At 51.3% G+C, this 13763-nt stretch carries 11 protein-coding genes; all 11 read left to right on the plus strand.

Annotated features, from left to right (window positions below):
- Nucleotide 1: 1 nt before the first annotated feature.
- The 11 genes from MHI24_RS00620 to MHI24_RS00670 all read left to right on the plus strand — a co-directional run bounded on the left by MHI24_RS00620 (nt 2) and on the right by MHI24_RS00670 (nt 13759).
- Nucleotides 2–484, plus strand: a complete 483-nt coding sequence (locus MHI24_RS00620; RefSeq protein WP_340023625.1) for a Na+/H+ antiporter subunit E — start codon at nt 2–4, stop codon at nt 482–484.
- Nucleotides 484–777: a Na(+)/H(+) antiporter subunit F1 gene (locus MHI24_RS00625; RefSeq protein ID WP_340023626.1), complete on the plus strand. Its 294-nt coding sequence runs from the start codon at nt 484–486 to the stop codon at nt 775–777. Before MHI24_RS00620 ends, MHI24_RS00625 begins: the two co-directional genes overlap by 1 nt.
- Nucleotides 767–1126, plus strand: coding sequence for a monovalent cation/H(+) antiporter subunit G (mnhG, locus tag MHI24_RS00630; protein ID WP_340023627.1), 360 nt, complete (start codon nt 767–769; stop codon nt 1124–1126). Before MHI24_RS00625 ends, mnhG begins: the two co-directional genes overlap by 11 nt.
- Nucleotides 1127–1286: 160 nt before the next feature.
- Complete coding sequence (locus MHI24_RS00635) at nt 1287–2873, plus strand: ClC family H(+)/Cl(-) exchange transporter (protein WP_340023628.1); 1587 nt, start codon at nt 1287–1289, stop codon at nt 2871–2873.
- Between the two features lie 156 nt (nt 2874–3029).
- Complete coding sequence (locus MHI24_RS00640; protein WP_340023629.1) at nt 3030–3866, plus strand: class I SAM-dependent methyltransferase; 837 nt, start codon at nt 3030–3032, stop codon at nt 3864–3866.
- 135 nt (nt 3867–4001) lie between these two features.
- A complete protein-coding gene (locus MHI24_RS00645; RefSeq protein ID WP_340023630.1) occupies nt 4002–5033 on the plus strand; it encodes a hypothetical protein in 1032 nt (343 codons plus the stop codon).
- A gap of 23 nt (nt 5034–5056) precedes the next feature.
- Nucleotides 5057–5359 carry a MazG-like family protein gene (locus MHI24_RS00650; RefSeq protein ID WP_340023631.1) on the plus strand — a complete coding sequence of 101 codons (303 nt, stop codon included), beginning with the start codon at nt 5057–5059 and terminating at the stop codon, nt 5357–5359.
- Nucleotides 5360–5469: 110 nt separating this feature from the next.
- Nucleotides 5470–6918, plus strand: a complete 1449-nt coding sequence (locus MHI24_RS00655; RefSeq protein ID WP_340023633.1) for an MFS transporter — start codon at nt 5470–5472, stop codon at nt 6916–6918.
- A 117-nt stretch (nt 6919–7035) separates the two neighbouring features.
- Nucleotides 7036–8562: a BCCT family transporter gene (locus MHI24_RS00660; protein ID WP_340023634.1), complete on the plus strand. Its 1527-nt coding sequence runs from the start codon at nt 7036–7038 to the stop codon at nt 8560–8562.
- Between the two features lie 243 nt (nt 8563–8805).
- Nucleotides 8806–10074 (plus strand): ACP S-malonyltransferase, encoded by a 1269-nt coding sequence (locus tag MHI24_RS00665; RefSeq protein ID WP_340023635.1) that lies wholly within the window; start codon nt 8806–8808, stop codon nt 10072–10074.
- A complete protein-coding gene (locus tag MHI24_RS00670) occupies nt 10064–13759 on the plus strand; it encodes a beta-ketoacyl synthase N-terminal-like domain-containing protein (RefSeq protein WP_340023636.1) in 3696 nt (1231 codons plus the stop codon). Before MHI24_RS00665 ends, MHI24_RS00670 begins: the two co-directional genes overlap by 11 nt.
- The last annotated feature ends 4 nt before the right edge of the window (nt 13760–13763 follow it).

Consider the following 13763-nt stretch of genomic DNA (forward strand, 5'->3'; position numbering starts at 1 on the left):
GATGGCCTTACAATTATTATTTAACCTGTTAATTGCATTCCTGTGGATGGGCATTAATAACGATGGCTCCTTCTCCAGCTTTCTGACCGGCTTCCTGCTCGGCATCGGGATACTGTTGCTGTTCAGAAGATCCCGGCCTCAGCCCCGTCCCTTTTATCTGCGCCGGCTGTGGTCGATTCTGAAGCTGGTGCTGATCTTTATCCGCGAATTGACCATTTCAAACTTTGTGGTAATCTGGCATATTCTCCGTCCGAGGCTGGCGATCCGTCCCGGTATCTTTGCCTATGAGACTTCCCTGACCTCAGCCTGGGAAGTTACGCTGTTATCCTGTCTGATCTGTCTGACTCCAGGGACGCTGACGCTGGATGTGTCCGCAGACGGCACCACCTTATATATTCATGCCATTGATATTCAGGATGCTGAAACAATGGTCACACAGATTAGAACCAGCTTTGAGCAAGCCATCCAGGAGGTGACCCGCTGATGGTCCAGACATTGTTAACAACGGCACTGGTCATTCTGGGAGGCGCGCTGCTGGCCTGCCTGTTCCGCCTGCTGAAGGGGCCGACCCGCTCAGACCGTGTGGCCGCTCTGGATACGATAGGGATTCACATCCTTGCGATGATTACCGTGATCGGTATGCTGCTGGATACCCAGGATTTCCTGGAGGTCATTCTGGTTATCGGCATTCTGACGTTTATTGGAACAACCGCACTCGCCAGATACATTGAGCGTGGCGTGGTAATGGAGGAAGGGGAGAGAACCCGTGACAGGTGAATTGATCAGTTCCATTCTGGTGGTGCTTGGCGCCATCTTCTGTGCGATCAGCGCGTTTGGCTTAATCCGGCTGCCGGATGTATATTTGCGCTCACATGCCGCTACCAAAAGCGCCACCTTCGGGGTACTCTGCCTGCTGGGCGGCGGATTCCTGTACTTCTGGTTCAAGGATGGAAGCATCAGTGTCAAGCTGCTGCTCGCGATTCTGTTTGTGTTCATTACTTCGCCGGTGGCAGGTCATCTCAATGGCCGGGCGGCCTACCGTTCGGGAGTGCCGCTGTGGAAGGACAGTATCCGCGATGACCTGCTTAAGCAGGATGAAGCAGCCCGGGACGGATCGGCGAAATGAGCTAGAATGAGCATAAGGAGCCTGCTAGCAGCGGGCTCCTTCTTTGTGCTGCTGACCGGCACCTTATGGAAATGTTGCAGCCCCAAAAGTCATGGTAATCATCAGCCCATACTGTTACTATAATAGCTATGTCAAAAAAATTGAAAAGAAGGTCCTAGCATTGAATCAGCATTCGATCCGCAAACAGCTGGATACTTGGTTTGACTTCAAGTTCCGGCTTCTGGCAGGCGGCATAGCCGTAGGCATACTATCGGGTACGGTGGTTGTCATGTTCCGCTTTGTGCTGGAGGAGTCACTTAAGCAATCTTTAGTTTTCTATCAGTATCAGAGAAGCCATCTGTGGGCGGTCCCTATCTGGATGGCGGTTCTGGTTCTGGCGGGCTGGTGTACGGGGCTCCTTGTAAAGAAGCAGCCGGGGATTTCGGGAAGCGGCATTCCCCAGGTCAAAGCGGTGCTTCAGAACCGGCTTCAGCTTAACTGGTGGAAGGCGGTCACCGCCAAGTTCGCCGGAGGAGCGGTAAGCATCGGAGCCGGTCTCTCCCTGGGAAGAGAAGGCCCTTCGATCCAGATCGGCGCTCTAATCGCGGAGGGCTTCAGCCGGGTGTTCCGCAAATCGAAGACGGAGGCGCACATTCTGATCACATGCGGGGCAAGTGCAGGGCTGGCAGCAGCCTTTAATGCACCGATCGCCGGCGTTATTTTCGCTCTGGAAGAGGTGCACATGAACTTCTCTCCGCTGATTATGATCTCCGCTTTAACCTCATCGCTGGTGGCAGATTTTATCTCCAAGGAGTTCTTCGGACTCACCCCCGTCTTTAACTTCTCAGGGATAGGATCGCTTCCGCTGTCCAATTATTATCATCTGGTCCTGCTGGGACTGCTGGTTGGCGTATCCGGCATTGTCTTTAATAAAGGCCTATATTTCTTTCAGGATCTGTACGCCAGAATAAAGTGGCTGCCTGCACACGCACGGCCGATGATCCCTTTCGTGCTGGCAGGTGTGCTTGGGCTGACATTCCCGGCTGTCCTGGGAGGAGGTAACGGCTTAATCAACGATTTGGTTGCAACTCCCTATCCTATAAGGGTATTGCTGGTGCTGCTTGTTGTGAAATTCCTGTTCACCCTCGTCAGTTACGGTTCCTCTGCACCCGGCGGGATCTTCCTGCCGATGCTTGTTCTCGGAGGACTAATCGGAACCTTATACTGTAAAATTGCCAATAGCCTGCCGGGAGGAGGCTCCCTGGATGAGGCTTATTTGCTGATTGCCGCCATGGCCGGCCTGCTGACGGCAAGCCTAAAGGCCCCGATCACCGGCATCATCCTGATTACAGAGATGACCGGCTCCTTCACGAACCTGCTGCCGATCGGCATAGTATGTCTAACCGCCTATATGACAGCCGAAGGGTTCCGTTCCTTGCCGGTCTATGAGGTGCTGCTGGAGCGATTCCTGCACGGGAAGGACGCGGTAGATCATACGGATGTCAATAAAATTATTCTGGAGATTCCTGTCCATCAAGGCTCGCAGCTGGATGGTATCAGCATAGGCCAATACCAGTGGCCCGCCCATTGCCTGATCGTATCCGTCAAAAGAGGGACCGAGGAAATCATCCCTACCGGAAGCCTGGTGCTTCAGGCCGGAGATTCCCTGGTCATTCTGACTAGCGACAGCCATTCTCCACTCGTACTGGAGAGAGTGCGGCAGGTGGCTCACATCTGTTCCTTGGATAGCCCGATTAAATCCGGCTGAGCAGTTTGGGAAATTCAGGATGCCAAAATAGCCGAAGCTTAGTATAATAGAGGGCAGACGGATTCTTAGGAGGTGGTTGTATGAGTGAGAGCGGTATTAGCGACATTAGCGATATTAGTCCGATTCCCCAATTGAATATGAAAAGGAGAGGCTTTCATGAGCTACAACCCCGAAATCCCGAGAACCCGGTACGACAACTATGGCGACCGTGAATGGACACGGCTGGAAAAGGATGGGCCAGGCGAGCTTTTGTATCAGGTCCATTTGGACATTCTTCAGCGTTATCTCAAGCCAGGGGATCAGGTGCTGGAGATTGGCGCAGGCTCGGGCAGGTACACCAAGGACATCGTTACCATGTGTGCTGAATTGACTGTTGCCGATCTGTCCAGCCATCAGATTGAATTCAATAAGTCGAAGATGCAAGAGCTGTCGCTATATGACAGAATCAACGCGTTCCATGTGTTAGACGTGCTGGATATGAGCGTGTTTGCAGATAGCTCGTTCGACTCTGTGGTATGTATCGGCGGGGTCATCAACTATCTGCTGGACAAAGAGACGGATGGCGTACGGGAGCTGCTAAGAGTACTTAAGCCGGGCGGCCTCCTGATTGTCGGGTCGATGAGCTTCATCGGCGCTTCCATGTATTATCTCGAAGGCATCCGCTATGAGAAGGACCAGTTCGGGATCGATGCTACCAGATGGCTTATGAACACAGGGGTTCAGGACGAAGAGCATTATCCCGTACCCAGCAAGCATTACGTCCACATGATGAGAAGCTCTGAACTGGATGCTTTATTTGCCCAGTTTCCGGTTAATATTCTGGAGAGAAGCTCTGCCGGACTATATACGCAAGCCGGAGACGCTGACTTGGAGAAGGCCCGGGGCGACCAGGAGTTCTGGAAGCTGATTGTCGAACAGGAAATCGCGTTCACCAAACTGCCGGGCACGCTGGATTGCGGCATGAATCTTATTTACGTAGTGCGCAAGTTATAATTACTGCCCGTCTGCTGCAAACAGGCGGGCTTTTTAATAGAATTTATATGTTTTGGGGTCCCCGCAAAGTACCTGAGTCACCACCTACGCTAAAGCTCCACTTTGTGGGGTTATTTTATAGGGAGGAGTAATTTGATGGGAGTATGGACCAGCTCTATGAACGGTGCACCTTGGACCACAAGTAAAATGAATCAGTCGGTGAAGCAGTTGCGCGAGCGGGCGCTTATTTCGTATGTGATTGATGTAGACAAGCTTGAAGATTTAAGGGAGCTGGACCGGCATGTGTTTGCGAAACGTCCCGATCTGGTCCTGTCGGTTAGCCAAGCGGACATGAAAGGACGGTATACCAAAGAATTGCTGCAGACCCTTGCGGAGTTACAGCACATCACGGCCCTGCAGCTCAACCTGTATCATAGCATTGATCTGAGCGTTCTCGGAACGCTGGAGCGGCTGCAGTATCTGTCCATTACGGCCAAAAAGCCGGTTGACCTCAGCTTCATCTCCAGCCTCAAGGAGCTGCAATATCTCTCGCTGCACGGCAAATTCGCAGACTTAACGCCAATCGGCGGTGCTGCCCGGCTGGATACCTTAATCTTGCGTACTACAATTCATGAGCTTGATTTCATCCGCCGGTTGCCGAAGCTGCAATGTCTCTTCATTCATGATTCCATCTTAGACGGCTCCATGGATGCCCTTGCAGATTCCTCAGTGACCATGCTAAGCCTGGCGGCTATCCGTAACTTCACCGAGCTGGATGTGTTAGCGGACATGCACAATCTTGCTTACCTGCGCTTATCCTTGCCTAAGGTGAAGGCTTTGTGTGACTTCACGAACATGCCGAATCTCAGGCAGCTTGAACTGGATCAGATGAAGGCCCTGGAGCATGTCGCTCCATTGTGGGCCGTGCCGCAGCTTGAAATGTTAGAGCTCAGAGAGCTTTCTGCAGCAGTGACGGCGAAGGATTTAGAGCCTCTGACCGAAATGGAGCATCTGCGGCAGGTGGATTTCCAATACATTGATTTCAATAAAGGCAGGATTACCAAGTTACGTGAATGGTTTGCCCAAGCGGGCAAGAGCCAGCTTTTATATGAGAATATTCCTGATGATCAGCACATCAAGCCGATGTCGCTCGTTCATTTACGCAAGCATATAGGGATGGATCAATAATTGAGAGGATAGGAGAGAATGCGATGATTGATTTAGTACAGCTCCAGAAAAGGGTATATCAGAATAAGATTGAGAAGGGGTTCAACGTAACGGATATTTACCAGGAATTCTGTCTGACCCACGGCGAGCTGTCCGAAGCCTGTGATGCTTACCGGAAGAAGAAAGACGATCTCGGCGAAGAATTGGCGGACGTTGCGATCTACCTGATTGGACTGGCGGAGATTCTGGGGATTAATCTGGAAGAAGAGATCATGAATAAGATCGATAAAAATGAAAAGAGAATCTATGAGAATAGGGATGGCGTGCTGCTAAAAGTGAAGGAATAGTCAATCTTTTATCCCTTGTTAGGCCCTGCTGCGAAGCAAATCATGTTAAAATCATTAAAGTGTGAAAACAATCCGAGTGATATCTTCACTACAACAAGGAGGAGAACCTCTTGTTCAGTCCATCTCAGTTCATCCACAACAGCCCTCCTGAGTCTCTGTCCGCCCGCAAGGGCTATCACTGGCTTGTCGTGTCAACCGTATGCATCGGCGCATTTATGGCGGCGCTCGACGCAAGCATCATCAATCTGGCTCTGCCGTCCCTGGTGACGCAGCTGAATGTATCCATGGCAACGGTGGAATGGATCAGCCTCGTATATCTGCTCACGCTCGCATCGCTCGTCATTCCCTTCGGCCGTCTGGCAGACATGCTGGGCCGTAAGTGGATGTACACCGGCGGGTTCACAGTATTCCTTATCAGTTCACTACTCTGCGGGCTGGCGCCGACCTTTGGCGTTCTTTTGCTTGCCCGGATACTTCAGGCTGTAGGGGCGGCAATGCTCCAGGCGAACAGCGTAGCGATCATTACAGCGGCAACCCCGCCGCAGCACCGGGGCAAGGCGATCGGTATTCAGGCCAGCGCGCAGGGCATCGGGCTCAGTCTGGGTCCGGTCATCGGCGGCGGACTTCTGGCTATGGGAGATTGGCGCTGGCTGTTCTACATTAACATTCCCATTGGTATCATCGGCACGATTCTCGGAATCCTGCTGCTCCCGCAGGATAACGCCAAGAAGAAGGAAGCATTCGATCTCTGGGGGATGCTGTTCCTCATTCCGTTTCTGGTGTTCCTGGTCTATATCCTCAATAATGGAACCACGCTCGGCTGGGCTTCACCGGTTATATTGATTGGCTCCTTTACCGCATTGCTGGCCTTGACCTCGTTCATCCGTGAAGAACAGCATACGCCTGTTCCGCTTATGGATCTGGCGCTGTTCCGCAGCAGCGTCTTTATCCGCGGAAACCTGACCGGATTCTTGTCGTTCACTGTCATGTACGGGGTGCTGCTGCTCAGTCCTTTTCTGATGGAGACCGTCTTCCAGGCTAATTCCATCCGTGCGGGACTGTATCTGTCGTTTGTTCCGATCGGGATGACGATCATGACGCCGGTCTCGGGCTATCTGGCGGATCGCTTCGGCATCCGGCTGCCGTCTCTCACCGGAATGGTTACACTTCTGCTTGGCTGTGCCTGTCTGACGGCGATCCGCAGTAACGGCGACATTGTCATGCTGCTGCTCGGCTTGGCGCTGGTCGGCGGAGGCATGGGCTTGTTTACGCCGCCGAACAACAGCAATGTCATGGGCAATGTACCGGCGGCACGGCTCGGCGTGGCCGGAGCGACGCTCAATATGAGCCGGACCATCGGCATGGGGATGGGCGTAACGCTGGGCGGCACGCTTTACCGGCTGGCCATGAAGCTTTTTCCGGAGGCTGGGCATCTTATGGCGTTTCGGGCTTCGTTTCTCTGTGTAGGCGTTATAGGACTGGCGGCTTTGGCAATTACCTGTATTCCGCAGCCGAACCGGACGAAATACGATGAAGCACATATCGAATATTACATTTAATTACCGGCCTTCCGCTCAACATTGAACGGATGCAGAAGAGAGCCTGCATAGAGCAGGCTCTTTTTAACACATACTTAAAGAAAAACCTGTAATATACTACCACATGGAGGTTCACTCATGGTTTTCATCATTTCAATTACCATCGTAGCGATTTTTGCCATATGGGGAGCCGTAGCGCCTGACCAGATGGCAGAGGCCGCTAATGCCGCATACAATTTCTCTATCCATAATTTTGGCTGGTTTTATTTGCTGGCCACACTGTTTTTCCTGATCTTCACCTTTTATTTAGCCTTCAGCAGGTTTGGCAGTATCCGTCTGGGGGACGACGACGATGAACCGGAATATTCCACGGTATCCTGGCTGTCGATGTTATTCAGCGCCGGGATGGGGATCGGGCTTGTCTACTGGGGAGTGGCTGAACCGTTGTCGCATTACTTGTCACCGCCAGAGGGTGTAGCAGGAGGGACGACAGAGGCCGCGCGGATCTCCATGCGGTATTCTTTTTTCCATTGGGGACTGCATCCATGGGCGATCTACGCAGTGATCGGGTTGACGCTTGCTTATTTCCAGTTCCGCAAAGGCTACAAAGGCTTAATCAGCTCGGCCTTCATCCCTTTACTCGGAGAAAGGCTCGTTTCCGGCTGGCTGGGCAAGGCCATCGATATTTTGGCGGTCATTGCCACTATATTTGGGGTTGCGACTTCGCTGGGTCTCGGGGCTCTGCAGATTAACGGCGGGCTGCATTATTTATTCGGGCTTCCCAACACCGTAACTGCTCAGATTGTAATTATCGCCATAGTAACCGTGCTATTCCTTATCTCCGCTACCAGCGGCCTGGACAAGGGCATCAAAATCCTCAGCAACACCAACCTGGTCATCGCCGTGCTTTTGATGCTGTTCGTATGGTTGACGGGGCCGACCTCGTTTATTTTCGAGACCTTTACCACCACATTAGGCAGCTACATGCAGAACATTATCAATATGAGCTTGCGGTTAACACCTTTTTCCAAGGGAACCTGGGTCGGAGTGTGGACCTTATTCTATTGGGCCTGGTGGATTGCCTGGGCACCCTTTGTCGGGACCTTTATTGCAAGAGTATCCAAAGGAAGGACGATCAAGGAGTTTGTCATTTGCGTGCTGATTATACCGAGCCTGTTCGGTTTCATCTGGTTCTCGGTATTTGGCGGGACAGGCCTGCAACTGGAATTGTTCGATGCTGCCCAGCTGGCTGAGGCGGTAAAAGCCGATACGACCACCGCTCTGTTTGTCATGCTGGAGCATCTTCCCTTAGGCACTATCGTATCTTTTATAGCTACGCTCCTGATTATGATCTTCTTCATCACTTCAGCGGATTCGGCTACCTTTGTACTGGGCATGCTGACCACAGACGGCAAGCTCAATCCCAGTGCAAGAGTGAAATTAACCTGGGGCATTCTGCAATCCTCCATCGCTGTAGTTCTATTGATCAGCGGCGGATTAAGCGGCCTGCAGACCGCCTCCATTGCAGCTGCCTTGCCCTTCGCCATTGTCCTGATCGGCATGTGCTTCTCCCTGCTCAAGGCTCTTCAGGAGGAGGACAGGGAGCGCCGTCAACGGGACAAGCGCCAACGCCAGAAGCTGAAGCGGCTGCTGGAGGAGATTTAAAAGCGATCCATACCGGGTCGCTTTTTTTTGTAATAAAACATCAGATCTTCGATCATATCGTCATACAATTATCTATAATATTTAGGATAAAAGCTTTAGTATGGATATTTAATACAATTACAAATCAAATACAATGATATTACATCTGTAGTAAAAATATCCTGAGCAATGGTTTTCAAAGACTGGATTTGAATCAGTTTAAAATGATAGCGCTTAATTTATAGCGCAGGATGAGGGGGATTAATGAAAAAATTGGCATTGTTATTCCCTGGTCAAGGCTCACAATATGTCGGTATGCTGCGCCGCTACCTGAATGAAGCTTCAGTAACCGGTATTTTTGAGCAGGCTAGGAATCTAACCGGGGTTGATTTTAAAAAGCTGTGTTTAGAGAATGTCCCGGGAGAAGCTCTCGGGACCGATATTGTTCAACCTTTGATCTACGTGGCATCTGTGGCTCTGTCTGTGTATGCCAACGAACATTGGCGGCCCGAACCCGCTTATGCCGCCGGTCATAGTCTGGGAGAGTATGCGGCACTAACCTTTGCAGGCTCTCTGCAGTTTGAGGATGGGCTGCGGATTGTTAGTGAGCGGGGAAGATTAATGCAGCAGGCTTCTGCCGGTGCCGGTCCTTCTATGGCAGCAATACACGGCCTGGATGAATCAATTGTTGAAGGGATCTGCCGGGAGGCTTCAGAATCGCAAGGGACTCCATTGGTTGTCGCCTGCTATAATACCTCAACTCAGCAGGTGATCTCCGGAGATTCAGCTGCATTATCGGCTGCCCTTTATCTTGTGAAGGCTCACGGAGGCAATGGTATGGTCCTGCCGACGAGCGGACCTTTCCATAGCGAGCTGATGAAGCCGGCTGCCGAGCAATTCAGGCAAGTATTGTCGCAGTATCATTTTAGTGCCCCCTCTATTCCGGTAATATCGAACTGCAAAGGACTACCTTTCGAGGTTAGCCGAATACACGATGATTTGGCCGGTCAGCTAACCTCACCGGTCCGCTGGAATCAGACTCTGAACTATCTAATGCATAATCAGGTAAGCACCTGCGTGGAAATCGGACCCAAAAACGTACTTAGCAGCATGATCAACAAAGCTTACCCTGGGATTAAGACCTTTGCAGTCGACTGGGCTGATGATGATCAGTTGTTGTTGCAGCATTTGGCAGAAAGGGGAGTGGATGATTCCGCATTCATCTCAGCCTGTATTAAATCCGCTGTCACTACACCTAACACCAATTGGAATGAATCGGAATATATAAATGGGGTGACCAGACCTTACCGGGTGCTGCAGCAATTATCACATGAAGCCAAACAAGGACACAGATTTACCGAAGAACAGATTACTCAAGCGCTTGAGGCCATTCTATTAATCTGGAGAACCAAGCAGGTGGATACTGGGGAAATTGAAGTAAGATTCAGTGAAATTGTATCCTTTCTTGGAGAGTGGAACGCTCCAGTCCTAGCCCGTTTCAGAGCAAAAGCGGGGATTGCGCATGGTATTTAAAATGAATACGCAAGGATACATAAGCGATAGCTTCACTATTGCCGAGAAAAAATCAGCTACGGAGGATATTGCCATCATAGGGCTGTCAGCGGCGATTGGAGCATGTGAGACCTATCACGAGTTCTGGAGTGAATTGGAGAAGGGGACAGATCTGATTGGTCCCATACCTCATATCAGAAAAGAAGCGCTGCAGCCGGTACTGGAGCGGGGCGGTCTGGACGATACGCAGTTCAAAACAATTGCCTACCTGCCCAGGATCGACCCGTTCGATTATCAATTCTTCAAATACTCACCAAAGGAAGCCTCCTATATAGACCCTGCCCAGCGCATCTTTATGCAGCAGGCTCTCGGAGCAATCGAAGATGCAGGCTATGGCGGGGAGCGCTTACGCGGCAGCAAAACGGGAATCTATGTCGGATATGCAGATTCTCAAGCCTATTCCTATCAGCGACTGACAAATGTCCTGGATCCTGAGGCGATATACCAGTACCCTACTGCCCATTTAACGTCCATGATTCCCGGCAGAATCGCCTATTTCCTGGATTTGAAGGGGCCTGCCGTAGTTATTGATACCGCTTGTTCGTCCTCACTTGTTGCTGTGCATTATGCTTGTCAGGCGCTTCGCCGCGGAGAGTGTGAGACAGCCTTATGCGGCGGAATCAAGCTTCATATTATTCCCTTGAAGAACGAGCTTCATCTGGGGATTGAATCCCCCGGAGGACGGGCCAGGACATTTGACGACGAGGCCGACGGAACAGGAGGGGGAGAAGGTTCAGTAGCCCTGTTATTGAAGCCGCTCTCACAGGCGGTCTCGGACAGGGACCATATCTATGCCGTAATCAAGGGGACAAGCGTCAATCAAGACGGCACGTCTGTCGGAATTACCGCACCCAACGTTTTTTCACAAGAAGAAGTAATTGTACGGGCATGGGAAGACGCGGGAATTGACCCTGAGACCATCGGTTACATAGAGACCCACGGAACGGGTACACGGCTTGGTGATCCGATTGAAATTAGAGCCATCGAAAAAGCATTTGCCCGTTACACATCTCGCAAGCAATTTTGCGGAGTTGGAGCGCTTAAGAGCAATACGGGCCACTTGGATCATGCCGCAGGAATCGCCGGCCTGGTCAAGGCTGTTTTAAGCCTGAAGCATCAGCGCCTACCAGCCAATTTGCACTTCAGCACGCCGAACCGGGATATTGCATTTATGGATTCTCCTGTGTACGTCATCGACCGGTTGCGGCCATGGATCAGCAGGGACGGCCAACCCAGAAGATGTGGAGTCAGTTCCTTTGGACTAAGCGGCACCAATTGTCATGTTGTGCTTGAAGAGGCGGGGGATACAGAGGAAGACAGCGGAGAGAGTAGTCCGCCCTATCTTTTTGCGGCATCGGCCAAAAGCAAGGAATCGCTGCTAACCCTTTTATCCAGATATATAGATTATTTGGAAGCGAACTGCAGTCTTTCGGCGGCAGATGTATGTTATACGGCCACTGCCGGACGAGGACACTACGGGCATAGAATGATTGTGATGGTCAATAACCTTGCCGATCTGACTGATAAGCTGCGGTTAATTGTTGGTGAACCGGACCGCAGCCGGGAGGAAATCGGAATATACACCACCTTGTCCGGTAACAGTGCTCACACTCCGTATTATGCATACCTCGATCCTGCAATCCTGGATTGTTCTATGGATCGTTTGAGTCATGAATCTGCCAGGGAGCTGTGTGAGTTGTATATCGCCGGAATGGATTTGGACTGGCTGCAGCTATACCGGAATGCCCGGTGTCACACTGTAAGCCTGCCAACCTATGCATTTGAACCTGCTTCCTGCTGGGTGCAGCCAGTCGGAGCCGCGGAAGTCAAGGATGATATGAGCCTCTACAGCCGCTTATGGGAGCCGTGTCCGGGCAACGTGCAGGCGGAGACTCTGGAAGGCGACGTTCTGATTTTTTGCCAGCACTGGGATTCCGGCAGCCAGACAGCCGCCTTGTTCAGCGGCTATTGCAAAGATCCGGTGATTATCCGCTATGGTGCAGGGTATCAACAATTGGGCCCAATCGACTATATCATTGATGGCAGCGAAGAAGATTTTGACAGATGCTTCAGTGAGATCAGCAGGCTGGGAAAGACATTCCGTCATCTTTTCTATTTCAATGATTTCGGACATGAGGTGGATCTGCACGCAGAAATGGCGGCTGGCCTGTACGCAAGACTGAACTTGCTCCCCCAACTTGTGAAATCAATCCACAAACATCTCGATGTTGCGGGTACACACTTCCGGCTAATTACAAGGCAGGCACATCAAGTAAACGGAGAAGACCATGAACTGAACCCGGCAAATGCGCTTATGGTGAGCCTGCTGAAGGCCATGATGGCCGAGCATTCCAGCCTGCATGTTCAGTCGCTTGATATTGGCACATCCGAGGTGTCACGCATTATTCCTATGGAGCTGCTGACGGGATATGACAACCATATCCATCTCGCGTACAGAAATGATATCCGTTATAAGGAAGTCATCGCGAGCCTGCATCCTTCTGAAATTGAGGAAGATCAGACACAGATCCGAAGCAATGGTGTATATGTCGTGACAGGAGGAACCGGGAAGGTGGGCCTGGAACTTGCAAGTTATTTAACCTCACGCCAGGCCGTGAGAATAATCATCTTGCAAAGGACACTCCCGGATAGCATTGTAGGCACTGTCACAGAACAGCCTGGGAACAGAGATAAGCTCGATCGGCTCCGGCAGCTTGCAGCGAACGGATCGACTATTGAGATCATGCAGACTGATGTTACACAAGAAGCTGATGTCCGCTTAGCTCTGGACCGTATCCGCAATAAATACGGAATGATCCACGGTGTTATCCACGCCGCAGGTGCTGGAATCGGGGAACGCGGAAGCTGTCTGTTGATCGATGAAGATCCGGTTAATGTAGTAGCCATGCTGGCGCCCAAGATGAACGGGGCCTTGCTGCTGGACAAGTATACCCGCGAGGACTCCCTGGATTTTATGCTGTTGTGCTCAAGTGCAATCACGCTGGTTGGAGGAATCTATGCCGGTAAATATCTGGCCGCCAATGCCTTTCTGGATGCTTTTGCGGAACAGAGAAATTTGAATGGCCGGAAAACAATTTCTATTAACTGGCCAGTGTGGGTTACGGAACCTGATGCTGACTCCGGCGCGGACAATAATCAATTGTTTATGGGGATCAGGCCCCCTGCAGCAAAACGGAGTCTGCACCAGGTGTTAAACAGAAAAATCAGCCATGCGGTACTAGGCAAGTTCAATTGGACAAGCAGCATTCATCTGATCAGCGAGACGCTTCCGTATACCTTATCCGGAAGAATGAGCACCCGGTTAGCCAATGCCCGAAGACACAGCAGTGAAGTAGATAAGCCTTCTGAACAGACCGTCATTCTGTCAGGCAAGGAGAGCTTCACAGAGACAGAGCAACTTGTGGCAGGCATTTGGGCATCGCTCCTTGGCCACCCTGTTATCGATGTGAATGAATCCTTTTCAGTTCTTGGAGGCGACTCCATTCTAATGGTTAGGCTAGGTATGGAGCTGGAGAAGCTGGGCCTGCTTGAGGATGGAGTAGCCCTCATCCATGACCCGACGGTGGCGGGGCTCGCGGAACATATTGATGAGCGAAGCAGACAAGCTGATGTTCTGAGAAGATAAGGAG

It is taken from the genome of Paenibacillus sp. FSL K6-1096, assembly GCF_037977055.1.
Taxonomy (GTDB): Bacteria; Bacillota; Bacilli; order Paenibacillales; family Paenibacillaceae; genus Paenibacillus_AQ.

Coding starts and splice junctions, on each gene's coding strand:
- MHI24_RS00670 (WP_340023636.1), top strand. CDS start 10,064: ATGGTATTTAAAATGAATACGCAAGGATACATAAGCGATAGCTTCACT.
- MHI24_RS00620 (WP_340023625.1), top strand. CDS start 2: ATGGCCTTACAATTATTATTTAACCTGTTAATTGCATTCCTGTGGATG.
- MHI24_RS00625 (WP_340023626.1), top strand. CDS start 484: ATGGTCCAGACATTGTTAACAACGGCACTGGTCATTCTGGGAGGCGCG.
- MHI24_RS00640 (WP_340023629.1), top strand. CDS start 3,030: ATGAGCTACAACCCCGAAATCCCGAGAACCCGGTACGACAACTATGGC.
- MHI24_RS00665 (WP_340023635.1), top strand. CDS start 8,806: ATGAAAAAATTGGCATTGTTATTCCCTGGTCAAGGCTCACAATATGTC.
- MHI24_RS00645 (WP_340023630.1), top strand. CDS start 4,002: ATGGGAGTATGGACCAGCTCTATGAACGGTGCACCTTGGACCACAAGT.
- MHI24_RS00660 (WP_340023634.1), top strand. CDS start 7,036: ATGGTTTTCATCATTTCAATTACCATCGTAGCGATTTTTGCCATATGG.
- MHI24_RS00650 (WP_340023631.1), top strand. CDS start 5,057: ATGATTGATTTAGTACAGCTCCAGAAAAGGGTATATCAGAATAAGATT.